This is a genomic window from Reyranella sp. CPCC 100927, from assembly GCF_007859315.1.
In the GTDB taxonomy this organism is placed as follows: domain Bacteria; phylum Pseudomonadota; class Alphaproteobacteria; order Reyranellales; family Reyranellaceae; genus Vineibacter.
Genome location: NZ_VOHA01000002.1, coordinates 589,364 through 615,163, shown reverse-complemented (window position 1 = coordinate 615,163; position 25,800 = coordinate 589,364). Strand labels below are relative to the sequence as shown.

At 66.6% G+C, this 25,800-nt stretch carries 29 protein-coding genes and 1 riboswitch; of the genes, 22 read left to right on the top strand and 7 right to left on the bottom strand.

What is annotated here, in order from left to right:
* The first annotated feature begins 63 nt into the window (after window positions 1-63).
* Window positions 64-1,761 carry an acyl-CoA dehydrogenase family protein gene (locus tag FQU96_RS08965; protein ID WP_146540513.1) on the top strand — a complete coding sequence of 566 codons (1,698 nt, stop codon included), beginning with the start codon at window positions 64-66 and terminating at the stop codon, window positions 1,759-1,761.
* On the opposite strand, the gene FQU96_RS08960 is transcribed toward FQU96_RS08965, so the two are convergent.
* Window positions 1,758-2,060 (bottom strand): hypothetical protein, encoded by a 303-nt coding sequence (locus FQU96_RS08960; protein WP_146540512.1) that lies wholly within the window; start codon window positions 2,058-2,060, stop codon window positions 1,758-1,760. The genes FQU96_RS08965 and FQU96_RS08960 overlap by 4 nt on opposite strands.
* Before the next feature lie 201 nt (window positions 2,061-2,261).
* On the bottom strand, window positions 2,262-2,501 hold the full coding sequence (locus tag FQU96_RS08955) for a hypothetical protein (protein WP_146540511.1): 240 nt from the start codon (window positions 2,499-2,501) through the stop codon (window positions 2,262-2,264).
* Window positions 2,502-2,818: 317 nt separating this feature from the next.
* Between FQU96_RS08955 and FQU96_RS08950 the strand changes: the two genes are divergently transcribed.
* On the top strand, window positions 2,819-3,718 hold the full coding sequence (locus tag FQU96_RS08950) for an SDR family oxidoreductase (RefSeq protein WP_146540510.1): 900 nt from the start codon (window positions 2,819-2,821) through the stop codon (window positions 3,716-3,718).
* Between the two features lie 191 nt (window positions 3,719-3,909).
* On the opposite strand, the gene FQU96_RS08945 is transcribed toward FQU96_RS08950, so the two are convergent.
* On the bottom strand, window positions 3,910-4,677 hold the full coding sequence (locus tag FQU96_RS08945; RefSeq protein ID WP_146540509.1) for an SDR family oxidoreductase: 768 nt from the start codon (window positions 4,675-4,677) through the stop codon (window positions 3,910-3,912).
* A 109-nt stretch (window positions 4,678-4,786) separates the two neighbouring features.
* Between FQU96_RS08945 and FQU96_RS08940 the strand changes: the two genes are divergently transcribed.
* From FQU96_RS08940 to FQU96_RS08895, 10 genes are all read left to right on the top strand, one after another.
* Window positions 4,787-5,431 (top strand): HAD family phosphatase, encoded by a 645-nt coding sequence (locus tag FQU96_RS08940; protein WP_146540508.1) that lies wholly within the window; start codon window positions 4,787-4,789, stop codon window positions 5,429-5,431.
* A gap of 59 nt (window positions 5,432-5,490) precedes the next feature.
* On the top strand, window positions 5,491-6,147 hold the full coding sequence (locus FQU96_RS08935) for a helix-turn-helix domain-containing protein (RefSeq protein WP_146540507.1): 657 nt from the start codon (window positions 5,491-5,493) through the stop codon (window positions 6,145-6,147).
* Window positions 6,147-6,581, top strand: a complete 435-nt coding sequence (locus FQU96_RS08930; RefSeq protein ID WP_146540506.1) for a cupin domain-containing protein — start codon at window positions 6,147-6,149, stop codon at window positions 6,579-6,581. Before FQU96_RS08935 ends, FQU96_RS08930 begins: the two co-directional genes overlap by 1 nt.
* A gap of 71 nt (window positions 6,582-6,652) precedes the next feature.
* A complete protein-coding gene (locus FQU96_RS08925) occupies window positions 6,653-7,492 on the top strand; it encodes an SDR family NAD(P)-dependent oxidoreductase (RefSeq protein ID WP_146540505.1) in 840 nt (279 codons plus the stop codon).
* Between the two features lie 25 nt (window positions 7,493-7,517).
* Entirely contained in the window at window positions 7,518-8,162 is a 645-nt protein-coding gene (locus FQU96_RS08920) for an HAD family phosphatase (protein WP_146540504.1), read from the top strand.
* A gap of 79 nt (window positions 8,163-8,241) precedes the next feature.
* Complete coding sequence (locus tag FQU96_RS08915; RefSeq protein ID WP_146540503.1) at window positions 8,242-8,451, top strand: hypothetical protein; 210 nt, start codon at window positions 8,242-8,244, stop codon at window positions 8,449-8,451.
* Window positions 8,452-8,469: 18 nt separating this feature from the next.
* Window positions 8,470-9,033, top strand: coding sequence for a cob(I)yrinic acid a,c-diamide adenosyltransferase (locus FQU96_RS08910; protein WP_146540502.1), 564 nt, complete (start codon window positions 8,470-8,472; stop codon window positions 9,031-9,033).
* 202 nt (window positions 9,034-9,235) lie between these two features.
* Window positions 9,236-9,985 carry an electron transfer flavoprotein subunit beta/FixA family protein gene (locus FQU96_RS08905; protein WP_146540501.1) on the top strand — a complete coding sequence of 250 codons (750 nt, stop codon included), beginning with the start codon at window positions 9,236-9,238 and terminating at the stop codon, window positions 9,983-9,985.
* Between the two features lies 1 nt (window position 9,986).
* The gene (locus tag FQU96_RS08900) at window positions 9,987-10,922 is read left to right on the top strand and encodes an electron transfer flavoprotein subunit alpha/FixB family protein (protein WP_146540500.1); all 936 of its coding nucleotides are present in this window, start codon (window positions 9,987-9,989) and stop codon (window positions 10,920-10,922) included.
* Window positions 10,923-10,983: 61 nt separating this feature from the next.
* On the top strand, window positions 10,984-11,856 hold the full coding sequence (locus FQU96_RS08895; RefSeq protein ID WP_146540499.1) for a 3-hydroxybutyryl-CoA dehydrogenase: 873 nt from the start codon (window positions 10,984-10,986) through the stop codon (window positions 11,854-11,856).
* A 129-nt stretch (window positions 11,857-11,985) separates the two neighbouring features.
* Here FQU96_RS08895 and FQU96_RS08890 read toward each other — a convergent pair whose 3' ends face one another.
* Entirely contained in the window at window positions 11,986-12,564 is a 579-nt protein-coding gene (locus FQU96_RS08890; protein ID WP_178130396.1) for a TlpA disulfide reductase family protein, read from the bottom strand.
* Between the two features lie 127 nt (window positions 12,565-12,691).
* Here FQU96_RS08890 and argH point away from each other — a divergent pair, with 127 nt between their 5' ends.
* From argH to FQU96_RS08845, 9 genes are all read left to right on the top strand, one after another.
* Entirely contained in the window at window positions 12,692-14,080 is a 1,389-nt protein-coding gene (argH, locus tag FQU96_RS08885) for an argininosuccinate lyase (RefSeq protein ID WP_146540497.1), read from the top strand.
* Between the two features lie 6 nt (window positions 14,081-14,086).
* On the top strand, window positions 14,087-14,266 hold the full coding sequence (locus tag FQU96_RS08880) for a hypothetical protein (RefSeq protein WP_146540496.1): 180 nt from the start codon (window positions 14,087-14,089) through the stop codon (window positions 14,264-14,266).
* 12 nt (window positions 14,267-14,278) lie between these two features.
* Window positions 14,279-15,547, top strand: coding sequence for a diaminopimelate decarboxylase (gene lysA / locus FQU96_RS08875; protein ID WP_146540495.1), 1,269 nt, complete (start codon window positions 14,279-14,281; stop codon window positions 15,545-15,547).
* An 87-nt stretch (window positions 15,548-15,634) separates the two neighbouring features.
* Window positions 15,635-16,414, top strand: coding sequence for an SDR family NAD(P)-dependent oxidoreductase (locus FQU96_RS08870; RefSeq protein ID WP_146540494.1), 780 nt, complete (start codon window positions 15,635-15,637; stop codon window positions 16,412-16,414).
* A 65-nt stretch (window positions 16,415-16,479) separates the two neighbouring features.
* Window positions 16,480-16,576: riboswitch (TPP riboswitch) on the top strand.
* Window positions 16,565-17,722, top strand: a complete 1,158-nt coding sequence (gene thiO, locus FQU96_RS08865; RefSeq protein ID WP_178130395.1) for a glycine oxidase ThiO — start codon at window positions 16,565-16,567, stop codon at window positions 17,720-17,722. (Overlaps the previous riboswitch by 12 nt.)
* A 12-nt stretch (window positions 17,723-17,734) precedes the next feature.
* On the top strand, window positions 17,735-17,944 hold the full coding sequence (gene thiS, locus FQU96_RS08860; protein ID WP_255467907.1) for a sulfur carrier protein ThiS: 210 nt from the start codon (window positions 17,735-17,737) through the stop codon (window positions 17,942-17,944).
* Window positions 17,945-17,946: 2 nt separating this feature from the next.
* Entirely contained in the window at window positions 17,947-18,738 is a 792-nt protein-coding gene (locus FQU96_RS08855; protein WP_146540492.1) for a thiazole synthase, read from the top strand.
* Window positions 18,739-18,792: 54 nt separating this feature from the next.
* On the top strand, window positions 18,793-19,686 hold the full coding sequence (locus FQU96_RS08850) for a polysaccharide deacetylase family protein (RefSeq protein WP_146540491.1): 894 nt from the start codon (window positions 18,793-18,795) through the stop codon (window positions 19,684-19,686).
* A 14-nt stretch (window positions 19,687-19,700) separates the two neighbouring features.
* A complete protein-coding gene (locus FQU96_RS08845; protein WP_146540490.1) occupies window positions 19,701-20,639 on the top strand; it encodes a polysaccharide deacetylase family protein in 939 nt (312 codons plus the stop codon).
* Here FQU96_RS08845 and FQU96_RS08840 read toward each other — a convergent pair whose 3' ends face one another.
* Together FQU96_RS08840 and FQU96_RS08835 are read right to left on the bottom strand one after the other, a co-directional pair.
* Window positions 20,640-21,023: a cupin domain-containing protein gene (locus FQU96_RS08840; protein WP_178130394.1), complete on the bottom strand. Its 384-nt coding sequence runs from the start codon at window positions 21,021-21,023 to the stop codon at window positions 20,640-20,642.
* A 78-nt stretch (window positions 21,024-21,101) separates the two neighbouring features.
* Window positions 21,102-21,992, bottom strand: coding sequence for an AraC family transcriptional regulator (locus FQU96_RS08835; RefSeq protein ID WP_146540488.1), 891 nt, complete (start codon window positions 21,990-21,992; stop codon window positions 21,102-21,104).
* 246 nt (window positions 21,993-22,238) lie between these two features.
* Here FQU96_RS08835 and FQU96_RS08830 point away from each other — a divergent pair, with 246 nt between their 5' ends.
* A complete protein-coding gene (locus tag FQU96_RS08830; protein WP_146540487.1) occupies window positions 22,239-24,851 on the top strand; it encodes a TIGR02302 family protein in 2,613 nt (870 codons plus the stop codon).
* Between the two features lie 296 nt (window positions 24,852-25,147).
* On the opposite strand, the gene hpt is transcribed toward FQU96_RS08830, so the two are convergent.
* On the bottom strand, window positions 25,148-25,681 hold the full coding sequence (gene hpt, locus FQU96_RS08825) for a hypoxanthine phosphoribosyltransferase (protein ID WP_146540486.1): 534 nt from the start codon (window positions 25,679-25,681) through the stop codon (window positions 25,148-25,150).
* Between the last annotated feature and the right edge of the window lie 119 nt (window positions 25,682-25,800).

Sequence of the window (25,800 nt, the reverse complement as noted above, 5' to 3'; positions counted from 1 at the left end):
CATGGTGCGCACAGACCTGTGCGCACCATGGAGCGTGTCTTGTCGTCATCTCTGGAGTCTGTGATGTCCCTCGCTGAAAAGCGCGACGCGACTGCCTCGACGCTCGTCCTCGACAACCTGCTGGCCCTGTGCGCTGACGCCGAACGCGCCGCGCTGGTGTTCGATACCGCCGCGAAAGCGGCAGTGCGTCGGCTCATTGCACCTTCCGGGCGCGTCGATGCCAAGCTGTTGGAGCGCGAGCAGTTCGCCGCTCACGGCTATGCCTGGATCGCGACCTACGTCGCTGGCCTGGTGCAGATGCGCCGCTGGGCCGAGACGCTGGCGACGGCAAACAAACTGGGCGAACTCGAGACGCTGCTGCTGCAGGCGGCCTATGGCGAATACCTCAGCCAGCTGTCGGGCGGTATCGCCATGAGCCAGGTCGAGATCGTGCGCGGCAGCGATCTGGGGATGACGGACGGCGAACTGCAGGCGCTGGCCACGCCGGCGGTGCAGAAGCTGGTGGCGCGCGGCAACAGCAATGCGGTGCGCCTGCGCATCGCGACGCTGTTGGCCGACTCGCTCGACACCGGCGATTTCGGCGCGCTGGGCCTGGACGACGACGCGCTGGAAATGGTGCGCGAGCAGTTCCGCCGCTTCGTCGGTGACGAGGTGCTGCCGCACGCACACGAATGGCATCTCAAGGACGAGCTGATCCCGCTGCCGGTGGTCGAGAAGATGGCCGAGATGGGCGTCTTCGGCCTCACCATCCCTGAGGAGTGGGGTGGTTCGGGCATGGGCAAGCTTGCGATGTGCGTCGTGACCGAAGAGCTTTCGCGCGGCTACATCGGCGTCGGCTCACTGGGCACGCGCTCGGAGATCGCGGGCGAACTGATCCGCTCGGGCGGCACCGAGGCGCAGAAGAAGAAGTACCTGGCCAAGATCGCGCAGGGCGCGATCCTGCCGACGGCCGTGTTCACCGAGCCCAACACCGGCTCGGACCTGGCGAGCCTGCGCACGCGCGCGACCCGCGACGGCGACGTCTACAAGGTGCAGGGCAACAAGACCTGGATCACGCACGCCGCGCGTGCCGACATCATGACGTTGCTGGTGCGCACCAACCCGGACAAGCCGGGGTACCAGGGACTCTCGATGCTGCTGGCCGAGAAGCCGCGCGGCAGCGAGGACAATCCGTTCCCGGCCCAGGGCATGACCGGCGGCGAGATCAAGGTGCTGGGCTACCGCGGCATGAAGGAATACGAGCTGGGCTTCGACGGCTTCGAGGTGCCGGCCGAGAACCTGCTGGGCGGCCAGGAAGGCAACGGCTTCAAGCAGCTGATGGCGACGTTCGAGAGTGCGCGCATCCAGACGGCGGCGCGCGCCGTCGGCGTGGCGCAATGCGCCATGGAGCTGGGCCTGCGTTACGCCAAGGATCGCCTCCAGTTCGGCAAGCCGATCTACGCCTTCCCGCGCGTGGCGGGGAAGGTAGCCTGGATGGCGGTCGAGACCATGATCGCGCGCCAGCTCACGTACTTCTCGGCACGCGAGAAGGACAGCGACCGGCGTTGCGATATCGAGGCCGGCATGGCCAAGCTGCTGGCCGCGCGCGTCGCCTGGAGCAACGCCGACAACGCGCTGCAGATCCACGGCGGCAACGGCTACGCGCAGGAATATCCCATCAGCCGCGTGCTGTGCGACGCGCGCATCCTCAACATCTTCGAGGGCGCCGCCGAGATCCAGGCTCAGGTCGTCTGTCGCGGTCTGATCGAAGGCAGGAACTAGCCGCGGTGGAAGGGTTTGCCGGCGTTCGCCCATGCGTGCGCCGGCGGGCCGGTCCATGCGTGGTTGGGTGAATTGACCCACGGGTGTTCCCGGCGCCAGGCTTCCCACCGGTGATGGTCCCAGCCGTAACCACCCCAGGCGTTGTCCCAGTACCCGTGCCAGCCATAGCCGTACCATGGCGACTCGTAGGTGTTGTAGGCGGGGTATGGGTCATAGGCGGTGACACACCCGCTCAATCCGGCGCCGGCAACGACCAGCGTTGCGGTAACGATGATCACACGCGTGAGATTGTTGCGCATGATAGGCTCATCCTTTCGAGCAGGGCACTCGGCCTGCTCGAAAGGGAAGTAGGGCGCCCCGCACCGCGCGGCTATTGCCGACACGAAATATCTTGGATCAGCCGCAATGTTGGGGCGCGGCCGCCTTGTCGCTGACGAAACCTTAAGGTTGTGCTCGTTGGCGAAGTGGCGGTGAGGCTCGTTGCGTCGAGCCTCACGACCCTAGCGACGGTGCTCCCACCAGTCCCGGCGGCCATCGCCGTCACGATCGACCCAGCGGCGCCCGTCGTGGCGGTCGTTATAGCCGTGGCGCGGGTACTTGTAGCCGTCACGATAGCGGTGGTCGTAGCTGTAGCGCGGATTGCCGTCGTAATAGCTGTTGGAAACGCAGGCGCTCAAACCGACTCCCGTGACAACGAGTGCCGTGGCGATGGCGAGCGTACGGGTCAGATGGCTGCGCATGACATGCCCCTCCTTTGTGAGGCCGTTACGTCAGGTCTTACGCGCAGCTGACGGCCCCATCCCTTGGCTTCAGCAAATATCTTGAATCGGCCGCAGGTCGGGCGCGCGGCGCCATGGTTGCCTCAGTTTCGACATGGCGGCGCAGGATGCGCCCCTTTTTTCGCGACAAACGCAGGCCGGATCCGAGCCGGAGAGCGGAACGAGCTTGACGTAACGATTCCGCGATCACCGGCAGGGTTGGTAGCCTTGGCCGGTCTTGCGATCCAGCGGCGAGGTCGCGTGGGCGATCATTGGCCGCCGATCATATGGAGGGAACCATGGCGGGTTTGTGTGAAGGTCGCGTCTGCATCGTCACCGGCGGCGCGCGCGGCGTCGGGCGCGAGTACGCGTTGATGCTGGCGGCGCAGGGCGCCAAGGTGGTGGTGAACGATCTCGGCGGCACAGCCGACGGTACGGGAACGGATCTCTCGCCGGCCGAGCAGGTGGTCGAGGAGATCCGCAAGGCCGGCGGCGAAGCCGTGGCCAACGGCGATGACGTCAGCGACTGGAACGGCGCCAAGAACATGATCGACCAGGCGATCAAGACGTTCGGCAAGCTCGACGTCGTGATCAGCAATGCCGGCATCCTGCGCGATCGCATGCTGGTCAACATGAGCGAGGCGGAGTGGGACGCCGTCATCAAGGTGCACCTGAAAGGCACCTTCGCGCCGGCGCGACATGCCTGTGCCTACTGGCGCGATCGCGCCAAGGAGACCGGCGCGCCGGTCAACGCGCGACTGATCAACACCACGTCGGTATCCGGCATCTACGGCAACATCGGCCAGAGCAACTACGGCGCCGCCAAGGCCGGCATCGCGTCACTGACCGTCATCGCCGCGCGCGAAATGCGCCGCTATGGTGTCACGGTGAACTGCATCTCGCCGTCGGCGCACACCCGCATGACGGCCGACCTGCGGCAGTACACGCCGGAAGAGGTCGAGCGCCGCAACCCGCGCTGGGTGGCGCCGATCGCCGTGTGGCTGGCGAGCGAGGAGTCCGGCGATATCACCGGCCGCGTCTTCCAGGCCGGTAACGGCATCATCGCCGTCGCCGAGGGCTGGCATCGCGGCCCGACCATCGATGCCGTGGCTGACCCGGCGACGCTGGGCCCGATCGTCAAGGACATGGTCGCCCGCGCCCGCAAGAACGCCGGCATGAACGGGCTGGATCTGGATTAGTCAGCCCTCTCCACCCACGCAGTGGGGGGAGAGGGAGGGGCCCACGCGAAGCGTGGGAGGGTGAGGTGGGTGTTCGAACGGGTGCTTTTTCGGCCAAGAGATCACGTCCGGTCCAACACCCACCTCACCCTCCCATGCCTTCGGCATGGGCCCCTCCCTCTCCCCCCGCTCCCGCGGGCGGAGAGGGGGTTCTACGCGTCCCGGCTCCTGCCGCGCAGGCGGCGCATGCCGGCGAGCCAGCGGTCGTAGTCGGATGTCTTGCGCTGCAAGTATTCCAGTACCTGCGGGTGCGGCAGGATCAGGAACTTTTCCGCGTCCATGGTGCGCACCACGCAGTCGGCCAGCTCTTCAGGTTCGATGATGCCGTCGACGCTGGCCGAGCCGCCTTCGCGGCCCTGGATCATCGCCGTGCGTACGGCCTGCGGACACAGCACCGAGACTTTCACGCCGCGATCGCCATAGGTGATGGCCAGCCACTCGGCGAACGCCACGGCGGCGTGCTTGGTGACGGCATAGGTCGCCGACGGCAATGACGTCAGCAGCCCGGCGGCCGAGGCGGTGTTCACGATGTAGCCCGAGCCCCGTTCCGCCATCTTCTTGACGACGGTGCGGGCTGCGTAGACATGCGACATCACGTGCACCGACCAGTTCAGCGCCCAGTCGCCGTCAGACGAATCCTCGTCACCCTCGCGGACCAGGCCGGCGTTGGAGCAGAACACGTCGATCGGCCCGAAGCGTTCCTCGGCCCGCGTCGCCAGCGCCACGATGTCGACTTCCTTGCCGACGTCGCACGCCACCGCCAGTCCGCCGATCTCCTTGGCGAGCGCCCGCAGCGGTTCCTCGTGCAGGTCGGCCACCACGACGCCCTTGGCACCCTCCTGCGCGAAGCGCCGCGCCATCGCGGCGCCGATGCCACCGGCCGCACCGGTGACGACCGCGACCTTGCCTGCCAGTTTCATCGTTTCCTCCTTTTGCTCCTATGGAGCGGACATGCCAGATCATCGCTCGATGTGGTAGAGGCGTCAGGCCTGCCGATCGCACAGCGAGCCGGCCTGAGACAGAGGTGGCATGCTCATCATCTTCGACTGCGACGGTGTTCTGGTCGACACCGAACCGGTATCGAACCGCTGCTTTTCCGAGGCATTGAACCGCGAAGGGCTGGCATGGGACGTACCCGAGACCATGCGTCGCCTGCTCGGGCGCTCGCTGAAGAGCTGTATCGCCATCGCAGAAGCGGAACTCGGCCGGGCGCTACCGCCGGGCTTCGTCGACCGCCTGCAGGCCGACACCTTCGCCGCCTTCAAGCGCGAGCGCGTCGGCGCCGTGCCGGGCGTTGGGGCGGCCATCGATACACTGGAAGCGGCCGGGCATCGCACATGCGTCGCCTCGTCGGGTGATCTCGGCAAGATGCGCATCACGCTGGGCGGTGCTGGCCTGTGGGACCGTTTCGAGGGACGCATTTTCAGCGCCACCCAGGTCGAACGCGGCAAGCCGTTTCCCGACCTTTTTCTCCTCGCCGCTCGCGAGATGGGCACCACCCCTGATCTGTGCGTCGTCGTCGAGGATGCGGTTGCCGGCACGCAGGCGGCGGTCGCGGCCGGCATGCGCGTGCTCTGCTATGCCGGCGCACCCTACGCCGACCGTGACGGTCTGGTGACGGCCGGCGGACACCTGTTTGACGACATGCGGACGCTGCCGACGCTGATCGGATAAAAATTTGCTCTATATGCAAATCGCCTTGTGTATGGAGAGCCAACCGCTAGATTGGCCGCATGTCTGATGTAGCCGATCTCGCACGCTCGCTCGGCGAGCAGCTGCGCCAAGCGCGCCAGCGCCGTGGCCTGACGCTGGGTGATGTCGCGGCGCGCACGGAGCTGTCGGCCGCCTTCCTGTCGCGGTTGGAACGCGGCGAGGCCAACGCCTCGATCGCCAACCTGATCCGGCTGTCGACCACACTCGACGTCCCGATGGCGCAGCTCTTCGGCGAGGTGCGGCCGGCATCGCCGCCACCGACCCATGTCCTGATGCGGCGGGCGCGGTCGAATGCCGACTGGATCGCCAGTCCCAACGGCTATGCCTGGCGGCGGCTGGGGGGAGATCTGCACCAGCCGCTGCTGGATGCGTTCGAACTGGAATTTCCGCCGACGCGGCGGCGCGAGATCGCGCTGGTGGCGCATGAGGGCGAAGAATTCCTGTTGATCCTGTCGGGCCGCATCGAGTTTCAGATCGGCGCTGAGCGCATGGTGATGGAGGCCGGCGACTCCCTGCATTTCGACGCGTCGATTGCGCATCAGGGCCGCAATGCCGGTGAGACGCCGGCGCGCATGTTGATGGTGCACACCCGGTTGGGTGCCAGCGCGCAGGTGCCACCGATCTTTCTGGCGTTGGCCGGAACCGACGTGAAAGCCGTCAGAAGAGGAGGACGCTGATGAGCGACACCGCCAAACGCGAGCACGCGCCGGCCGTCGTCCGGCATGTCGATGATCTGGAGTGGGAGACGATCCGCTGGCCCGGCGAGACCGGCAAGATGCTGTTCCATCCGCGGCCGGAAAATCCGACCGAACCCAATGCCGGTCTGCTGCGGCTGGAGCCGGGGGCGTGGCATCCCTTGCACAAGCATGACTTCGCGCAGATCTGGTACGTGCTGGAAGGCGAATTCGAGGTTGCCGGGAAAACCTGGGGACCGGGCACCATGATCTGGCACGCCGACCCGCACTACGAGGACGAGCTGCACACCAAGAGCGGCGGCGTGATCCTGATCGTGCAATACCCCGGCCCGACCACCGGCGGCCGGCCGATCTACGACAAGCGCTTCAACATGGCCGAGCGCAAGACGGTGGCCGAAGAACGGACCGACGTCTGACCGACAGGGAGGCTGGTCGTCACAGACGGGCCACCCTATGTGGAAGCCACAGCATTGATGCAGAGGTTTCCATGACGGTGCTACAGGGCAAGACCGTTCTCGTGACGGGATCGACGGATGGTGTCGGGCGGCTTGTTGCGCGGCGCCTGGGCGACGCCGGTGCGCGCGTCCTGGTGCACGGCCGCAACCGGGAGCGCGGCGAACAGCTCGTCGGTGAGATCGCAGACGCTGGCGGTAGTGCCGAATTTCTCGCCGCCGATCTTGCCGCGCTGGCCGACGTTCGCCGTCTGGCCGAGGCGGTTGTCGGGCGAACGGACCAGCTGCATCCGCTGATCAACAACGCCGGCATCGGCACCGATGGCGCGGCCGGGCGACGCGAGGTCAGCGCCGACGGCCATGAGCTGCGTTTCGCCGTGAACTATCTCTCGGGTTTCCTGTTGGCCCGGTTGCTGTTGCCATTGCTGCGGCGCAGTGCGCCGGCACGCCTGATCAATGTCGCATCGGCAGGCCAGCAGGCGATCGATTTCGATGACGTGATGTTGAACCGGGCCTATGACGGCTGGCGTGCCTATCGCCAGAGCAAGCTGGCGCAGATCATGTTTACGGTCGACCTGGGCGACGAACTCGCCGGCTCCGGCGTCACGGCCAACTGCCTGCATCCCGCGACATTCATGGACACGACCATGGTACGCCGCAGCGGCATGCCGCCGTCGAGCACGGTCGAGGAGGGCGCCGAAGCGATCCTCAACCTCGCTCTGTCGCCGCAACTCGAGGGACGCGGCGGCCTCTATTTCAACGGGCTGCGGGAGACCCGCGCCGACGCCCAGGCCTATGATGCCCAAGCCCGCGCGCAACTGCGGCAACTCAGCCTGCGGCTGACAGGCCTGACCGAATCAGCTTCGGCCACCTGAACCGATGCTGTAGAGGAGGGCGGCCATGCCGACTCTCCTCATCTTCGACTGCGACGGCACGCTGATCGACAGCGAGCGCCTTTACAACCTCGCCTGGGCGGATGCGCTCACGCACTATGGGCTCGCGTGGTCGGTGGACGAGTGCGCGCGCCGGTTCAACGGACGGCCATGGCCGGACGCCTGCGCCATTGTCGCGGCGGCACTGGGTCGCCCGCTGCCCGACGATTTTCAGGACAGCATCTTCGCTGCCAGCGACCGCTGGTTCGAGCGGGAGGGACTGCAGCCGATCGCCGGCGTCGCCGATGCGCTGGCCCGGCTGCCGCAGGCCAAGTGCGTGGCGTCTTCAGGGCTCTACGAGCACGTGCGCGACAACCTGGCGCTCACCGGCCTGCTCGACTTTTTCGGCGTCGAGCGCATCTTCACGGCATCGATGGTGTCGCGCGGCAAGCCGGCGCCCGATGTCTTCCTTCATGCCGCCGAGGTCATGGGTGCAGCGCCGCAAGAGTGCATCGTGATCGAGGATTCGGTGCCCGGCGTGATGGCCGGCCGTGCCGCCGGCATGCGGGTGCTCGGCTATGGCGGCAACCCCCAGGATCGGGCGGCGTTATTCGACGCCGGTGCCGAGGTTTTCGACGACATGCGCAGGTTGCCGGACCTGGTCGGCGCATGAGGGCCGGCCCTGACAACCGCTAGGCCGCGACCCCATATCATGACAAGTTAGCGACATCGCCGTTCCAGGAAACCAGACCATGGCCAAAGCCCTGTCCTATATCGCCCTGATTTTCGCCGGGCTGTGCATGCTGGGCGCGCTGGGCTCGATCTTCGTCGGCATGATGCGGGCGGGCCAGGGTACGGTCGAAGGTGCCCGCCGCAGCAATCAGGTGATGTGGTGGCGGGTGCGTTTTCAGATCGCTGCCGTCGTGCTGATCATCGTCTGGTATTTCCTCAAGAACGCTTGAGGCCGGCAGGAGACAGTCATGGTTCAACTCACCCGCATCTACACGCGCGGCGGCGACAAGGGAAAGACGTCGCTGGGCAATGGCGAGCGCGTAGAGAAGCATGACCAGCGGGTGGCCGCCTACGGTGCGGTGGACGAGGCCAATGCCACCATCGGGCTGGCGCGCCTGCACACGACCGGTGATGATGACGCCATGCTGGCGCGCATCCAGAACGATCTGTTCGACCTGGGTGCCGATCTCTGCACCCCCGAAGCCGAAGGCAACACGCGCGAGCGGCTGCGCATCGTGGCAAGCCAGGTCGAAAGGCTGGAGCGCGAGATCGACGCCATGAATGCCGACCTGGCGCCGCTCAAATCCTTCATCCTGCCGGGCGGCACGCCGGCGGCGACCTATCTGCATCTGGCCCGCACGGTGGCGCGTCGCGCCGAGCGCGAAATGACGGCGCTGGCGCAACGCGAGACGGTCAACCAGGAGGCGCTGCGTTACATCAACCGGGTGTCGGATCATCTGTTCGTCATGGCGCGCCACCTCAATGACAAGGGCGCCCGCGATGTGCTGTGGTCGCCCGGGGCGACACGCTGAATTGCCAGGAGAATGCACGAACTGCCTTGGCGGCAGTGCGGCATGTCCGGCCTGCGGAACGATCCAGATAGGCCAGTCGATTGTAATTTCTAGGCTTTTTACGCTCCGCCATAATATTGTGCAGCGCGGCATCGGCTTGACAGGTTTAGGTCAGCGGCCTAGGACGGAGCGCCTTTAAACGATCATCGGGGGCGAAAACCCAATGAAAGTGCTGGTCGCCGTAAAGCGTGTGATCGACTACAACGTCAAGATCCGCGTGAAGGCCGACAAAACGGGCGTCGAGACGGCGAACGTCAAGATGTCGATGAATCCCTTCGACGAAATCGCGGTGGAAGAAGCCGTGCGGCTCAAGGAGCAGGGCAAGGCGACGGAAGTCATCGCCTTCAGCGCCGGTCCGCAACAGTGCCAGGAGACGATCCGCACGGCGCTGGCCATGGGCGCCGACCGCGGCGTGCACGTCAACACCGACGCCGAGCTGCAGCCGCTGGCGGTGGCCAAGCTGCTCAAGGCTGTGGCCGACAAGGAACAGCCGGGCCTGATCATCGTTGGCAAGCAGGCGATCGACGACGACAGCAACCAGACCGGCCAGATGCTGGCGGCGCTGCTGGGCTGGTCGCAGGGCACCTTCGCCAACAAGCTGGCGATCGCCGACGGCTCGGCCGAGCTCAAGCGCGAGATCGACGGCGGCCTGGAGAACGTGAAGCTGAAGCTGCCGGCGGTGATCACCACCGATCTGCGGCTGAACGAGCCGCGTTACGCTTCGCTGCCCAACATCATGAAGGCCAAGAAGAAGCCGATCGATGCGCAGACGCCCGAGTCGCTGGGTGTCGACGTGGCGCCGCGGCTGAAGACGCTGAAGGTCGAGGAGCCGCCGGGCCGCAAGGCCGGCATCAAGGTCAAGACCGTGGCCGAGCTGATCGACAAGCTGAAGAACGAAGCGGGAGTGCTGTGAGATGAGCGTGCTCGTTGTCGCTGCGCATGACGGCAAGGCCGTTCGCGCCAACGTCGCCAACGCCGTCACGGCTGCGTCCCAGCTGGGTGGTGATGTCCACGTGCTGGTGGCCGGCTCGAACGCGGCCGAGGCCGCCAAGTCGGCCGCCGCGATCCAGGGCGTCGCCAAGGTGCTGCAGGCCGAGGACGCGGCGTATGCCAACTGGGTGGCCGAGGACATCGCGCCGCTGGTGGTGAAGCTGGCGCCGAACTACAGCCACGTCGTGGCCGCCGCCGATACGGTCGGCAAGAACATCATGCCGCGCGTCGCCGCCCTGCTGGACGTCGCGCAGGTCTCCGAGGCGATTGCGATCGTCTCCCCCGACACGTTCGTGCGGCCGATCTACGCCGGCAACGCCATGGCAACCGTGCAGTCGGCCGACAAGATCAAGGTGCTGACGGTCCGCCCCACCAACTTCAAGGCGGCGGCGGGCGGCGGCTCGGCCGCCATCGAGCAGGTCGCCGGCGCCGGCGCCAGCGGTCTTTCCAGCTATGTCGGTGCCGAGGTCTCCAAGTCGGAGCGCCCGGAGCTGACCAGCGCCAAGATCGTGGTGTCGGGCGGTCGCGGCCTGGCCTCGGGCGAGAACTTCAAGATGCTCGAGGCGCTGGCCGACAAGCTGGGCGCCGGGCTGGGCGCCAGCCGCGCCGCCGTCGACGCCGGCTACGTGCCCAACGACTACCAGGTTGGCCAGACCGGCAAGGTCGTGGCGCCTGATCTCTATATTGCCGTCGGCATCTCGGGTGCGATTCAGCATCTGGCCGGGATGAAGGACAGCAAGACCATCGTCGCCATCAACAAGGACGAGGAAGCACCGATCTTCCAGGTTGCCGACTATGGTCTTGTCGGTGACCTGTTCCAGATCGTGCCCGAGTTGACAGCGGCGATCGAAAAGAAATGATACCCGCACGGCGTCGGCCTGTGGGGCGGCCGGCGATACCGGCATTATCGGGGGATTGACGATGATCCAGCGGATCGGCGTGATCGGCGCCGGCCAAATGGGCGGTGGCATTGCGCACGTCTGTGCCCTGAAGGGCTTCAACGTGAAGATCGTTGATGTCGATCAGGCGCATGTCGAGAAGGGCATGGAGACCATCACCGGCAACATGGACCGGCAGATCGGTCGGGGCATGATCAAGCCGGAGGAGCGGGACGCCGCCATGCGCCGGATCGAGACCGGCGTCGACTACAAGATCTTCGAGGATTGCGACCTCGTGATCGAGGCCGCCGTCGAGAACGAGCAGATCAAGCGCGAGATCTTCAAGAAGCTCTGCCCGATGTTGCCGGCGGCTACCCTGATCGCGACCAATACGTCGTCGATCTCGGTGACGCGCCTGGCGTCGGTGACCGACCGGCCCGGGCGGTTCATGGGCATGCACTTCATGAACCCGGTGCCGCTGATGCAGCTGGTCGAGCTCATCCGCGGCATCGCCACCGAGGAAGAGACGTTCCGCACGATCCGCGACCTGACGATCAAGCTCGGCAAGGTGCCGGCGAACGCCGAGGATTTCCCGGCGTTCATCGTCAACCGCATCCTGCTGCCGATGATCAACGAGGCGGTCTACGCGCTCTATGAAGGCGTCGGCAATGTCGAGTCGATCGACACCGCGATGCGGCTGGGCGCCAACCATCCGATGGGCCCCTTGCAGCTGGCCGACTTCATCGGGTTGGATACCTGCCTGTCGGTGATGCAGGTCCTCTACGAGGGCCTGGCCGATTCGAAATATCGTCCCTGCCCGCTGCTGGTGAAATACGTCGAGGCCGGCTGGGTCGGCCGCAAGGCAGGCCGCGGTTTCTACGACTACTCGGGCGAACGCCCGATGCCGACACGGTAATATTTTCCTTCCCCACTTAGTGGGGAAGGTGGCCAAAGGCCGGATGGGGAGCCGACGTGGTCTCTGTTACCGAGATCGCGTCGGCTCCCCTCCGCCCCTTCGGGACACCTCCCCACTGCGTGGGGAGGATCAACTGCCACCACCCATTACATGCCGCACCAGGGCTTCGGCCTCGGGCGTGTCCCATTCGGCGTCACCCTGCAGGCGGCCGACTTCGCGGCCCTGGGCGTCGATCAGCACGGTCGTCGGCAGCACCGCGATGTTGAGGCCGCTGTAGGACTTCTTCTGCGTGTCGAAGAAGACCTGCAGATGGTCCAGGTTGCGGCTGCGGATGAAGGGTTCGACCTTGGGCCGCGACGGTCCGTCCAGCGACAGCGCCACGACCACGAACTTCTCGTTGCCGATCTTGGCGGCCAACCGGTCCAGGCTGGGCATCTCCTTGACGCAAGGAATGCACCAGGTCGCCCAGAAGTTCAGCAACACGACCTTGCCCTTGAAGGCATCGAGGGTCGCATCGGCGTCAGCCTTGTCCTTGAACGCGATCGGGGGCGCCGGCTTGCGCTCGGCCTGGAGTTCGAACTTGCTCATCGCGCCGGCCAGTGGCGGCTTGCTGTCCTGGGCCACGGCCGGCAGGGCCAGAGGCAGTGCCAGAAGAAGCGCGCTCAGGATCTGCACGAGATGCGAGAAATGCGATGAAAGCTGTGCCATAACCGCGATCCTACGATTTTCGATTGCTGGCGTCATGACAGTGAACAGGAAAGTGAAGTCAAACCGCGGGCGCCGTTCTGTCGCACCGTCGGCGGGCAGTGCGAACGGCAGCGGTGCATCCAATGCCATGTGGGGCGGCCGGTTCGCGCTGGGGCCGGCGGAGATCATGGAGCGGATCAATGCGTCGATCGGCTTCGATCAGCGCATGTACCGCCAGGACATCAGGGGCTCGATCGCGCACTGCCAGATGCTGGTGAAGCAGGGCATCATCTCGGCTGCCGACGGGCGCAAGATCGTCACCGGCCTGCGCCGCATCGAGGAGGAGATCGAAGCCGGCGGGTTTGCCTTCTCCACGCGCCTCGAGGACATCCACATGAATGTCGAAGGGCGACTGACGCAGCTCATCGGCGATGCTGCCGGCCGCCTGCACACCGCGCGGTCGCGCAACGACCAGGTCGCGCTCGACGTGCGGCTGTGGGTGCGCGATGCCGTCGATCGCGTCGAGGCGTTGCTGCATGACCTGCAGGCGGCGCTGATCGATCGCGCCGAAGAGTACGCGGCCACCATCATGCCGGGCTTCACGCACCTGCAGACGGCACAGCCGGTGACGTTCGGCCACCATCTGCTGGCCTATGTCGAGATGTTCGGTCGCGATCGCAGCCGCTTCGCCGATTGCCGCAAGCGGATGAACGAGAGCCCGCTGGGTGCCGCGGCCTTGGCCGGATCGCCGCATGCCATCGACCGCCACATGACTGCCAAGGCACTCGACTTCGACCGTCCGATGGCCAATTCGCTCGATGCGGTGGCCGATCGCGACTACGCGCTGGAATTCATGGCGGCGGCGACGATCTGCGCCGTGCACATCTCGCGCCTGGCCGAGGAGATCGTGATCTGGTGCAGCGCGCCGTTCCGCTTCATCGCGCTGTCCGACGCCTTCACGACCGGCAGCTCGATCATGCCGCAGAAGCGCAACCCCGACGCAGCCGAACTGGCGCGCGCCAAGAGCGGCCGCATCCTGGGCGACTTCACGGCGCTGGCGATGGTGATGAAAGGCCTGCCGTTGACCTACGGCAAGGACATGCAGGAAGACAAGGAGCCAATCTTCGACGCTGCCGACTCGCTGGAGCTGGGCCTCGCCGCCACGACCGGCATGGTGCGCGATCTGAAGGCCAACACCGAGCGCATGCATGCCGTTGCCTCGGCCGACTATTCGACGGCCACGGATCTCGCCGACTGGCTGGTGCGCAGCCTGGGGCTGCCGTTCCGCCAGGCACACCATGCCACCGGCAAGCTGGTGGCGCTGGCCGTCACCAAGGGCGTCGATCTCGGTGCGCTGTCGCTCGATGACATGCGTGCCGTCGAGCCGAAGATCACCAAGGACGTCTATCGCGCATTGACCGTGGAAGCGTCGGTGGCAGCGCGGTCCGTCTTCGGCGGTACGGCGCCCAAGAATGTGAAGAAGGCGGTCGCCGCGGCTCGGCGACGCTTTGCCGCCAAGACCGCAGGGAAGGGTTAGGCACAGATGGCTCCCAACAGACGTCTGCTTCTGAGTGCGCTGCTGCTGCTGCTGCTGCCGGCGTTGGCGGCCTGCGGCAAGAGAGGCGAACCGGACCGGCCCAGCGGCCACAAAACGCCCGAGCGAACGTATCCCAAGCCCGACCCCGTGCCGTGGCAGACGACACCGCAATCGAAGACACCATAGGCTTCGTTCACCATGGACTCCTTCGTCTACCAGGGCGGCGAGATGGTCGCCGAGTCGGTGCCGCTGGCGCGGATCGCCCGCGATGTCGGTACACCCGTCTACGTTTATTCGCTGGCGGCGTTGCGTGCGAACTACCAGGCCTTCGCGACGTCGATGCGCGGCCTCGATGCCGAGTTGCACTACGCGGTGAAAGCCAACAGCAACCTGGCCGTGATCCGCGCCTTCGCCGCCCAGGGCGCCGGCGCCGATATTGTCTCGATCGGCGAGATGCGGCGCGCGCTGGCCGCCGGTGTCGCGGCATCGAACATCGTCTTCTCCGGCGTCGGCAAGAAGGAAGTTGAGCTGCGCCAGGCGCTGGAGGCGGGCGTCCGCCAGATCAACGTCGAGAGCAGCGCCGAGCTCGATACGCTCGATGCCGTGGCCAAAAGCCTGGGTCGGGTGGTGGACATCGCCATCCGGGTCAACCCGGATGTCGATGCCAAGACCCACGCCAAGATCACGACCGGCCGCAAGGGGAACAAGTTCGGCATCGACATCGATCTCGCGCGCGATGCCTATGCCCATGCCGCGTCAAAAAAGAATCTACGGCCGATCGGCGTTGCCATGCATATCGGCTCGCAGATCCTCTCGCTGGAACCCTATCGCGACTCGATCCGCAAGCTGCGCGGCCTGGTCGGCGAGCTGCGCACCGATGGCCACGATATCCAGCGCCTCGATCTCGGCGGTGGCTACGGCATCGTCTATCGCGATCAGTCCAACGAGCGGCCGTTTGCCGTCGGCGACTATATGGAAATGGTACGCGAGGAGACAGCGGGCTTGGGCTGCGCGCTGAGCTTCGAACCTGGCCGCTCTCTGGTCGGCAATGCCGGCGTGCTGCTGGGCGAGGTCATCCTGGTGAAGCCGGGCACGGCCCGCACGTTCGTTATCATCGATGCGGCGATGAACGACCTGATCCGCCCGACGCTCTACGAAGCGTGGCACGACATCGTGCCGTCCCACGAGCCGGCGGCGGGTGCGACCCTGGCGGCAACAGATATCGTCGGTCCGATCTGCGAGTCGGGTGACTATCTGGCCCAGAACCGGCCGATGCCGCCGCTGGCGGCCGGCGACGTCGTCGTGGTGAAGTCGGCCGGCGCCTACGGCGCGGTGATGTCCTCGACCTACAACACCCGGCCGCTGGTGCCGGAGGTGCTGGTCGACGGCGATCGCTACGAGGTCATCCGGCCGCGCCAATCGCTCGATGACCTGCTCGCGGCCGATCGCGTTCCCGAGTGGCTGTAGCGGGCTGCGAAACTGTAGCCCCGGAGCATTTGACTTCCGCTTGTGCGCACAGGACGCTGACAGCGACACACGGGCGCGGGGGCAGCGATGCGGTTGGCGGGAAAAATCGGGATTGTGACGGCGGCGGCATCCGGCATGGGCCGGGCCGGTGCGCTGCGTTTTGCCCGCGAGGGTGCCGCCGTTGCCGTTGTCGACGTCGATGCCGACAAGGCCCAGGCCGTGATGCAGGAGATCGTGAGCGCCGGTGGCAAGGCCGTGGCGTTGGCGGGCGACTTGCGCCGTGACGCGTTCGCGCGCGAGATCGTGGCGCGCACTGTCGACGCTTTCGGCGGCCTGGACTTCGTGTGGAACCATGTCGGCCACCCCGGGCCAGCGGCGGTCGAGGGCGTCGACATGGCCGAGTTCGAGCGCGCGGTGGACCTCAACATCCGTACCGTGCTGGTCACGACGGACGCGGCCATTCCCGAGCTGCGCCGCCGCGGCAGTGGCGCGCTGCTCTTCACCGCCTCGCAGTCGGGCATTCAGGGCTCGGCCTACAGCCCCGTCTATTCGGCCATGAAGTTTGGTGTTGTCGGCTTCGTGCGCGCGCTGGCCAAGCGTCTGGCGCGTGAGAAGATCCGCGTCAACGTCGTCTGCCCGGGCATGGTCGACACACCGATGCTGCGTGTCTTCGTCTCGCGTCCGGACAGCGCCGGCCCACGGCCCAACGATATCGAGGCGCTGGTCCAACAGAGCACCGCGCTCAATCCCTCCGGCCGCGCCGCGCAGCCGGAGGAGATCGCCAACGCCGCGCTGTTCCTGTTGTCGGACGAAGCGTCGTTCATCACCGGCGTGGCCTTGCCCGTCGACGGCGGCGCCACCGCCTGACAGGCCTTCGACAATCGCATACCTGACAAGGCTTGCCGCACGCGCGGCAAGCCGCTACGTTTTCGCTCAACGGCCTGGGGTGTCGCGCTTGCGCGACTGAGAGCACACCCATCGAACCTGTCTGGGTCATGCCAGCGGAGGGAGCAGCCGATGAGCGCAACCATTGCGCCGTCCGTGCGTCTGAAAGTCATCATCGTTGGTGCCGGAGTCATCGGCTTGGCCATCGGCTGGCGTCTGGCCCAGGCCGGCGCCGACGTGACGCTCTACGACAAGGACAGAGCCGGCGCCGGCGCCAGTCATGCGGCGGCGGGCATGCTCGCCGCCTGCATCGAGGCCGAGCCCGGCGAAAGCCACTTGCTGGCGCTCGGACGCGCCAGCCAGGCGCTGTGGCCGGCCTTCGCTGCCGAGCTGGAGCAGGCGACAGGTTTGGTTATCGACCGCCGCTGTGACGGCACGATCGTCGCCGCTCTCACCGAGGACGACCGGGCGCGCCTGCAACACCAGCTCGCGTTTCAGCACACCCTGAACCTGCCGGTGGCGTGGCTGTCGGCGGCCGAGGTCCGGCGGCGCGAGCCGCACCTGGCGTCCGGTGTCATTGGCGCCCTGTGGAGCCCGGAGGACCATCAGGTCGACAATCGCCGGTTGGCCGCCGCATTGCAGGTGGCGGCGCGCCAGGCCGGTGCAACGCTGCTTGAGCAGACCGCGGTCGAGCACATCGTCCACGACGGGGCGCGCGTGCAAGGCGTGATGGTCGGCGGTGCGTTGCAAGAGGCCGACGTGGTGATTCTCGCCGCTGGCGCCTGGTCGCGCGGCGTGCCGCTGGTGCCACCGGCGGCGCGCCTGCCGGTGCGTCCGGTCAAAGGGCAGATGCTGGCGCTGCGCATGGATCCCGCGGCGCCGATCCTGCGTCATGTCTTGCGCGTGCCGGATGTCTATCTCGTGCCGCGCCACGACGGCCGGCTCATCATCGGCGCCACGGTCGAAGAGAAGGGGTTCGACCGCACCATCACCGCCGGCGGCATGCTGTCGCTGATCGAGGCCGCGTGGCGGGCCATTCCCGCGATCGAGGACCTGGCGATCGAGGAGACCTGGGTCGGCTTCAGGCCCGGCAGCCGCGACGACACGCCGATCCTCGGATCCGGCCCGGTGGACGGCCTCGTCTACGCCACCGGCCACTATCGCAACGGCATCCTGCTGACGCCGGTCACGGCGCGTGCCATCGCCGACCTGGTGCTGCACGGCACCGTCGATCCGTTGATCCAACCTCTGAGCGCGGCGCGGTTTCAGCGACAGGCTGCCGCGGCATAGGAGCGTGCCATCGTGAACAGCGAAATCCGCATCAACGGCAGAAGCGAACCGCTGGTCCACGCCACGGTCGCCGATCTCGTCGCCGGCAAGGGCGTGGAACCGCAAGGCCGCGGCGTTGCCGTCGCCGTCAACGGACAGATCGTGCCGCGCACGGCGTGGCCCGACACCCGGCTGGCGCCGGGCGATGCCGTGGAAATCGTGCGCGCACTGAAAGGTGGTTGACCATGCTCGATACGCCTGCCGGATCCACCGATCCCCTGATCATCGCCGGCCGCACGTTTTCCTCGCGGCTGTTCGTCGGCACCGCCGGCTATCCCAATCAGCAGGTGATGCTCGACGCGATCGCCGCCAGCGGCACCCAGCTGGTGACGGCATCGATCCGGCGCATCAGCCTGGACGGCTACGAGGAGAGCCTCGTCGATCTGCTGGGTGATCGTGTGCACTTCCTGCCCAACACGGCCGGATGCCAGACCGCCCGCGATGCCGTGCTGACGGCCGAACTGGCGCGTGAGGCGCTGGAGACGAACTGGATCAAGTTGGAAGTGATCGGCGACCGCGAACTGCTCTACCCCAACGTCGAGGAGCTGCTGCGCGCGACCGAGGAACTGGTCGGCAAGGGGTTCGTCGTACTGCCCTATTGCAACGACGATCCGGTGACCTGCCGCAAGCTCGCCGACAGCGGCGCCGCCACCGTGATGCCGCTGGGCGCGCCCATCGGCTCGGGGCTGGGCATCTGCAACCCGCATCTCATCGAACTGATCTGCGCGCGCAGCCCGGTGCCTGTCGTACTTGATGCCGGCATCGGTACGGCATCCGACGCGGCGTTGGCCATGGAGCTGGGCTGCTCCGCCGTGCTGGCCAACACCGCGATTTCCAAGGCGCATGATCCCGTGCGCATGGCCGCCGCCATGCGCCACGCCGTCGATGCGGGACGCCTCGCGAGCCGATCAGGGCGTGTGCCCAAGCGGCGCTACGCGCAGCCGTCCAGCCCGCAACTGGGGTTGATCGGCACGTGAGGGTGTTGTCGTCTATGGTGTCGCTGTTGCAGCGACGCCATAGACGGGGGTCACATGTCGATGACCGACCAGGACGACGATATTCTTGCCAGCATCACCGATGCGGTCGCCGAGAACGGCCGGCGTTATGAGCGCATTGCGAACCTCACCTGGCCCAAGGGCGTTCAGATTGCGGTCAACTTTACGGCCGATTTCGATGCCATGTTGCTGCGGCGACTGCTCAATGAGCCGCCCATGCAGCTGGCCAAAGGTGAATTCGGCGGCCGGGTCGGCATCTGGCGCCTGATCGCGTTGTTCGACAGCCAGCAGGTGAAGGCGACGATCTTCACGCCGGGCCGTATCTGCGAACTCTATCCCCGCGCCGTGCGCGCCGCGGCGGCCAGCGGCCACGAGATTGCCGACCACATGTGGGAGCATCGGGTGCCGGACGAGCCGGTGCTGGAAGCGAACCATCTGCGCCGCGCCACGGCGGCGCTGGAGCGGACCTCCGGCCGGCGACCGGTCGGCACCCGCAGCTGGCATCGCCACGATGCGCTGATCCGCGAGGGCTACATCTACAACTCGCACGGTTCGGCCGATCACCTGCCGCACTACGAATACGACAAGGACGGCCGGAACGGTCTGCTGAACCTGCCGTTCCACTACGCCATCGATGACGCGATGTTCTACAGCTTCGCGTGGCTGGGCAGCGGCAATGCCGCCCAGCGCATCACCGACACCGATCGCGTGATGGATCTCTGGTGGCAGGCCTTCGAGCAGCAGTACGCCCAGGGCGGCTATCTCAACATCTGCCTGCACCCGTTCGTGTCCGGGCGTGCGCTGCGGATCGCTGCGCTCGAAAAGCTCATTCAGCGCATGAAGGCGTTCCCGGGAGTCTGGTTTGCGACCTGCGAAGACGTCGCGCGCCATTGCCTTGCGGCATTTCCGGCGCATCGCGTGGCCGCCTGAGCGGGAGAACAATCATGCCGTGGAAGGAACGCTACACGATTTCGGACGAGGTCGGGCTCGCCGATGCGGACATCGCCTGGCCCGAGGGACGACGCTGTTGTGCGACGGTGACGGTGAGCCTTGCGCCGGTGTCGGGACCGCAGGGGTTGACGGCCGCCGATATGCGGACGCCGGCGGCTTATTTCGCTGCCCAGGGCGGTCTCGACGCGTTGCTACGGCTGTTCGACAAGCATCACGTGCGCGCGACCTTCGCCGTTCCCGGCGTGCTGGCACCGGCTTATCGGGACCGCTTGCGGGCGTTGGCGGCGAGCGGCCACGAGATCGCGGCGCTCGGCTTCCGCCACGAAGACGTGTCCACGCTCGAGAGAGACGAAGAGAAGGCGCGCCTGTCGCGTACCACGGCGCTGATCGCCGAGGCGACAGGCGTCAAGCCGGTCGGCTGGTTCGCCCTGCCGCGACAGAGTGATCCCTTTGCCGGCGGCACCGTCAGCCCGCATACGGTCGATCTGCTGATCGATGCCGGTTATGCGTATCTGGGCAATGGGCTTGCCGACGACGTTCCGCACTGGTGGGTCAGCCATTTCGCGACCCGGCGGGCGTTGCTGACCCTGCCGTACTACTATCATTTCGACGACCAGTTCTTTCTGCTCTTTCCGTCAAAAGGAACCGGGCTGGAGCACGCCGACAGCCTGTATCGCAACTGGCGCGCGGAGTTCGCCGCCCAGTACCGTCGAGGCCGGCAGTTCCACATGGTTCTGCATCCGCAGCACAGCGGCTGGGCGCATCGCGCCCACCTTCTCGATGCGTTCCTGCACGACATGCGAACTCATCCCGGCCTGTGGAATCCGACCGGCGGCGAACTCGCCCACCACTGGTCGCGCACCTATCCGGCGGAGCAGTACCTCAAGCTGGAGCCGAGTATCTGGCAGGATCACGAAGGCAGCTTGAGCTGATCAGCGCCGCGGGTCGTCCGCTGTCGATGCTTCATTGCCGTCCTTCGAGGTTATGAACATCAGCGCCACGTTGGGGCGTGGCATCTGCCGGTGCCATAGCCCGCCGGGAACGATGAACGTCGAGCCGGCGCGCACGGTGGTCTCGACGGCGGCGGTGTCCGTCAGCACGGTGACGTCCACCGCGCCTTCGAGGACGTGGAGCAGTTCGTCATCGGGGTGGCGCTCCCATGGTGTTTCCCCGGCGAAACGTACGACGCCGACCATGCATTGATTGAACGACGCGATCACCCGCATGGCGTCGATGGCATCGGCTTCGGTCGTGGCCGCCGTGATGTTCAGTTCCGGCAGGTCTTTCAGCACAGCCGGGATGTTGTGGGGCTCCATGCCGCTCCTCCGCATTGATCCAGGCAGGCAGACTGCTCGGATCCGGCGGCGGCGTCTTGGACGAATTTCAGCGGCGGTTCAGACGCTGGCCACACCGTGATGGTCGGGCAGGCGATGGCGCAGGAATTCGCCCGGTGTGCTGCCGGTGAAGCGGCGGAAGTCCCGGTTGAAGTGCGCCTGGTCGTAATAGCCGCCGTCGAGTGCGAGGCCGGCCCAGTCCGGGTGATCCGTCGTCTCAAGCCGGCGCAGGATGCGATTGAGCCGCAGGATGCGCGCCACCTTCTTGGGTGACAGGCCGATCTGCCGATGGAAGCCGCCGATCAGGTGCTGGCGGCTGCAACCCAGCGCCTCGGTCAGGGTGCCGATGCCGACACGTCCGTCCGTCCGGTGCAGTTCGGCCCATGCCCAGGCGATATCCGGCATGGTGGCAGGTCCCAGGGCAATGCGGGTGGCAATCATGCGGTCGAGCAGCGCAAACCGGGTTGCCCAATCGCCCGCCTCATACAGGGCCGCCCGAAGCTGGCGTGCCGAGGTGCCCAGGACATCTTCCAGTTCGATGATCCGATGCGTCAGGAGGTTCATCGGGCAGCCCAGGAAACGGAATGCGCCAATGGGCGTCAGGTCAACCTGCACACAGTGGGAATCGCCAGTCGATTCAGTGAGAACCGGGGTTTCGTGCATGCCGGCGATAAAGCCGTGGCGCGGCTCGGTCGTCACATCCGGCCGCAGGCTGTCGGTCAGCCGGAAGACGGGGCCGAAATTGACGATCAGGGTCACGTGGCCGGTCGGCGCCTTGCGCCGTCGGTGAACCCGCATCTCGGAGTCGGTGTAGCCCCAGTAGCCGACGACGTCAGTGGCCAGCGCCGGGTTGGGCGTACCAAGGGCGATCTGCCAGCAGCCGCGATCGGACCGGTGCTGAATGACCTGTGGCGACCGGCGGGTGGGCGATTCCATGATCCGTGTGGGCAAGGCGGCCTCCGCCTCTTCAGCCGGCGGCAACCTTAGCCGGGAAAGGGGCGTTATTTGAACAGGTTATGCACTGTCCGGAAATTGAACGCGGGCGGCTGGCTGCCCTGGTCGTCACCATATACACTCAGTCCAGCGTGTCGGTGCCATCGAAGTGCCATGGTTCGGCGGCCCAATCGTACGATGTATGTGCGTGGCTGGAGCCGTGTTGGGCTCCCGGCCGGAAACTGGTAGGAGCGGGAGACCCGCATGTCGGTCGAGCCCTCGTCCTGGGAAGAGCCGCGCGGCGTACGCCGCAAGGTCGCGCTGGCGCGTTCGAGCCTGGCGTGGGAAGCCCTGTGGCCGCGTCTGGTGCCGGTCATCGGCGTCATCGGTCTTTTCCTTGCCGCAGCCCATCTCGACCTGTTCGCCGGCCTGGAGCCGTGGACGCATACGGCCATCCTGGTTGTGCTGGGCCTGGCCTTGGTCGGCGGTCTGTGGTGGTTGTTCCGCGGCTTCCGCTGGCCCGGACGCGAGAATGCAGCGCGCCGGCTGGAAACCGACAGCGGCGTTCCGCACCGGCCGCTGGTCGCGCTGTCCGATTCGCTGGCGATCGGCAAGAACGACCCGTTCGCCGCCGCCCTCTGGGAGGCACACCGCAAGCGTGAGGCCGAACGGCTGGCCGCCCTGCGCAACAGCCCGCCACGTCCTGGCGTGCCGGCGCTCGACCTGCGTGCGTTCCGCCTGGTCCCGTTGTTGTTGCTGGTCGTCGCCGTGGTCGTCGCCGGTGGCTGGCGCAGCGATCGCATCGCCGCGGCCTTCTCGCCGGCGTTCCCGCCGCCGCCGCCACTGGTGGTCGAGCTTTGGGTGTCGCCGCCGGCCTATACCCGCAAGCCGCCGATCTATCTCGAAACCAAGGAAGCGGTCGACGACAAGCAGCCCGTCAAGGTGCTGCGCGTGCCGGCGGGTTCCAAGATCGCCGGCTTTGTCGACAACGTGCCGGGCAGTCGGGCGCCGATCCTGATGATCGACGATCGCGAAGTTCCCTTCACGTCGGTGTCGGGCGCGAAGTACCAGGTCGAAGCGCAGCTCGATCGCGGCGAGAAGCTCGCGGTGATGGTGCGCGGGCGCGAGCGCGCCACGTGGGTCGTGAAGCTGCAGGCCGATCTGGCGCCGACGGTCGAATTCACGCGCGACCCGGCCGCCACCGAGCGGCGCGAAACGCGCATCGACTACATCGCCGGCGACGACTTCGGCGTGGCGAGCATTTCGGCCCGCATGCGCCTGCACGGCAGCGCGCTCACCGGCTTCGTCAGCGACGAAGATCCGCAATGGGTGGCCATCGACCTGCCGTTGGCCGGTACCGGCCGCACCCGCATCGAGGATTTCGTCCGCCAGGATCTGACACCACATCCATGGGCCGGGTTGCCCGTGATGATGGAGCTGATTGCGACCGACGCCGCAGGCCAGCAGGGCCACAGCAAGGCGGTGCAGTTCACCCTGCCGGAACGGCGCTTCTCGCATCCCGTGGCGCGCCGTATCATCGCGCTGCGCAAGGGTTTGTCGCAGGATCCGCAGGGCAACCGCGTGCCGACGGCGCAGGGGCTGCTGGTGCTGAATTCGCGGCCGAACGACTACAAGGGCGATCCGGTAGTGCACCTGGGTCTGCGCACGGCGGCCGCGCGACTGGCATCGGACAAGACCGGCGGCACGATCCCCCAGGTACAGCAGCTGATGTGGGACCTGGCCGTGCGGTTGGAGACCGACGACCTGACCGACGCCCAGCGTGAGTTCCGTGATGCCCAGCGCGAACTGAAGGACGCACTGGATCGCGGCGCGCCCGATCCGGAGATCGAGAAGCTGATCCAGCAGCTGCGCGAGGCGATGGATCGCATGATGCGCGAATTCGCCGAGCGCATGAAGGATCCGGCCGAGCGCGAGAAGGCCGAGCGCGAAGCGCAGGAGATGGATCCCGACCAGATGATGAATTCGGAGGACCTGCAGTCGATGATGGACCGGGCGCGCGACATGGCGCGCAACGGCCAGCGCGACGAGGCCAAGCGCATGCTGGAGCAGATGCTGAAGGACATGGAGAACATGAAGCCCATGCTCTCCGATCGGCAGCCGGGCCAGCAGGGGCAGCAGGGCCAGCAGCAGCAGGGCCGCCAGATGATGAACGAAATGGATCAGATGGCGCGCCAGCAGAACAAGTTGCTGGGCGAGTCCGAGCGCCAACAGCGTGGCCAGCAGGGCCAGCGCGGTGACCAGCAGCAGCAAGGCCGCCAGCAAGGACAACAAGGCCAGCAGGGTCAGCAAGGCCAGCAGGGCCAGCAGGGTCAACAAGGCCAGCAGCAGGGCCAGCGCGGGCAGGGCCGGCAGCCCGGCCAGGGCACGTCGCCGGGCGACCAGCTCGGTGGTCAGCAGGAGGCCCTGCGTCGTCGGCTGGGCGATTTCATGGGCCGCTTCGGCGACCAGCCCGGTGACGTCCCGGGATCGCTGGGGCAGAGCGAACGCTCGATGCGCGACGCCGAGGAGGCGCTGCGGCGCGGCGACTACGAGGGCGCCGCGCGCGCCCAGCGCCGGGCATTGGACCATCTGCAGCAGGGCATGCAGGACATGGCCGAGCGGATGCAGCGTGGCCCGGGCAACCAGCAGGACCGCGGCGAGGTCCAGGAACGCCGTCAGGCGCAGAACCGCGACCCGTTCGGCCGCTCCGAGGGCAACTACGGCGACACGCTCGACACTGACGACACCAAAGTGCCCGATCGTCTCGACCGCCAGCGCTCACGCGAGATCCTCGAGGAACTGCGTCGCCGCGCCGGCGAGCCGGAACGGCCCAAGCCGGAACTCGACTACATCGACCGTCTGCTGCGGCAGTTCTGAGCCTGGGAGCGCGGGCGTTCCGCCCATAGGCGCTAACTTTTGGCGATGTTCCAACCACTGACCTCATCCTGAGGAGGCCGCGTAGCGGCCGTCTCGAAGGATAGGCTATAGGCGAAGTCTTGGAAAAAGCGTGTTCGCAGCGCCTGCGTCGTTGCCCACCCTTCGAGACGCGGCCCTGCGGGCCGCTCCTCAGGGTGAGGTTCATGCGTAAGTTAGCGCCTATGGGCGTTCCGCCCGCCTCGCAGCTTTGCTTTTGCCTGACGTGAGCGGGCCAGAGGCCCGCGTTCTCAGGGAAATCAGCTCTCGATGGCGCCGATATAGGGCAGGCCGCGGTAGCGGCCGGCCTTGTCCAGGCCATAGCCCACCAGGAATTCGTCGGTGACGGCGAAACCAACGAAGTCGGCGGCGAGGTCAACCGTTCGTCGCGCTGGCTTGTCGAGAAGAGCGCAGATCTTCACATCCCGGGCGCCGCGCTCGCGCAGCAGGTTGCGCGCGAACAGCAGTGTGCGGCCGGTATCCAGGATATCGTCGATCACCAGCACGGAGCGTCCGCTGACCGGCTCGCGCAGGTCGCGCACGATGTCGATCTTGCCTGACGATTGGGTCCCCGCGCCGTAGCTCGACAAGGTCATGAAATCCAGCGGCCAGTCGGCACCGGCACGGGCCAGCGCTCGCACCAGATCGGCCGCGAACACGAAGCTGCCGGTCAGAATCGGCACCATCAGCGTGTCCTCGGCCATCGCCGCCTGGATATCGTGCGCCAATTCTTCGATTCGTGCGGCGATCTCGGCCGACGAGATGCGAATGGCGATGGAGGAGCGGTCTGTCACAGCGCTACCGTGACGTGACGGTGCGATGAAGTCAATTTGACGACCTGACGCAAGGGCTGCTGCGCTCTCGTCATGGCGGTGGCCGGCGGCTAGACTGTGCCCACCACTGCAGAAGGGTC

Bases quoted from the DNA above. Each gene is read 5' to 3' on its own strand.
- FQU96_RS08905 (WP_146540501.1), top strand. From the start codon at position 9,236: ATGAAAGTGCTGGTCGCCGTAAAGCGTGTGATCGACTACAACGTCAAG.
- FQU96_RS08925 (WP_146540505.1), top strand. From the start codon at position 6,653: ATGACGGTGCTACAGGGCAAGACCGTTCTCGTGACGGGATCGACGGAT.
- FQU96_RS08965 (WP_146540513.1), top strand. From the start codon at position 64: ATGTCCCTCGCTGAAAAGCGCGACGCGACTGCCTCGACGCTCGTCCTC.
- FQU96_RS08890 (WP_178130396.1), bottom strand. From the start codon at position 12,564: ATGGCACAGCTTTCATCGCATTTCTCGCATCTCGTGCAGATCCTGAGC.
- FQU96_RS08930 (WP_146540506.1), top strand. From the start codon at position 6,147: ATGAGCGACACCGCCAAACGCGAGCACGCGCCGGCCGTCGTCCGGCAT.
- FQU96_RS08855 (WP_146540492.1), top strand. From the start codon at position 17,947: ATGCTCGATACGCCTGCCGGATCCACCGATCCCCTGATCATCGCCGGC.
- FQU96_RS08910 (WP_146540502.1), top strand. From the start codon at position 8,470: ATGGTTCAACTCACCCGCATCTACACGCGCGGCGGCGACAAGGGAAAG.
- argH (WP_146540497.1), top strand. From the start codon at position 12,692: ATGTGGGGCGGCCGGTTCGCGCTGGGGCCGGCGGAGATCATGGAGCGG.
- FQU96_RS08895 (WP_146540499.1), top strand. From the start codon at position 10,984: ATGATCCAGCGGATCGGCGTGATCGGCGCCGGCCAAATGGGCGGTGGC.
- FQU96_RS08880 (WP_146540496.1), top strand. From the start codon at position 14,087: ATGGCTCCCAACAGACGTCTGCTTCTGAGTGCGCTGCTGCTGCTGCTG.
- thiO (WP_178130395.1), top strand. From the start codon at position 16,565: ATGAGCGCAACCATTGCGCCGTCCGTGCGTCTGAAAGTCATCATCGTT.
- FQU96_RS08900 (WP_146540500.1), top strand. From the start codon at position 9,987: ATGAGCGTGCTCGTTGTCGCTGCGCATGACGGCAAGGCCGTTCGCGCC.
- FQU96_RS08960 (WP_146540512.1), bottom strand. From the start codon at position 2,060: ATGCGCAACAATCTCACGCGTGTGATCATCGTTACCGCAACGCTGGTC.
- FQU96_RS08845 (WP_146540490.1), top strand. From the start codon at position 19,701: ATGCCGTGGAAGGAACGCTACACGATTTCGGACGAGGTCGGGCTCGCC.
- FQU96_RS08955 (WP_146540511.1), bottom strand. From the start codon at position 2,501: ATGCGCAGCCATCTGACCCGTACGCTCGCCATCGCCACGGCACTCGTT.
- lysA (WP_146540495.1), top strand. From the start codon at position 14,279: ATGGACTCCTTCGTCTACCAGGGCGGCGAGATGGTCGCCGAGTCGGTG.
- FQU96_RS08945 (WP_146540509.1), bottom strand. From the start codon at position 4,677: ATGAAACTGGCAGGCAAGGTCGCGGTCGTCACCGGTGCGGCCGGTGGC.
- FQU96_RS08915 (WP_146540503.1), top strand. From the start codon at position 8,242: ATGGCCAAAGCCCTGTCCTATATCGCCCTGATTTTCGCCGGGCTGTGC.
- FQU96_RS08850 (WP_146540491.1), top strand. From the start codon at position 18,793: ATGTCGATGACCGACCAGGACGACGATATTCTTGCCAGCATCACCGAT.
- FQU96_RS08840 (WP_178130394.1), bottom strand. From the start codon at position 21,023: ATGGAGCCCCACAACATCCCGGCTGTGCTGAAAGACCTGCCGGAACTG.
- FQU96_RS08830 (WP_146540487.1), top strand. From the start codon at position 22,239: ATGTCGGTCGAGCCCTCGTCCTGGGAAGAGCCGCGCGGCGTACGCCGC.
- FQU96_RS08950 (WP_146540510.1), top strand. From the start codon at position 2,819: ATGGCGGGTTTGTGTGAAGGTCGCGTCTGCATCGTCACCGGCGGCGCG.
- FQU96_RS08935 (WP_146540507.1), top strand. From the start codon at position 5,491: ATGTCTGATGTAGCCGATCTCGCACGCTCGCTCGGCGAGCAGCTGCGC.
- FQU96_RS08870 (WP_146540494.1), top strand. From the start codon at position 15,635: ATGCGGTTGGCGGGAAAAATCGGGATTGTGACGGCGGCGGCATCCGGC.
- FQU96_RS08920 (WP_146540504.1), top strand. From the start codon at position 7,518: ATGCCGACTCTCCTCATCTTCGACTGCGACGGCACGCTGATCGACAGC.
- FQU96_RS08940 (WP_146540508.1), top strand. From the start codon at position 4,787: ATGCTCATCATCTTCGACTGCGACGGTGTTCTGGTCGACACCGAACCG.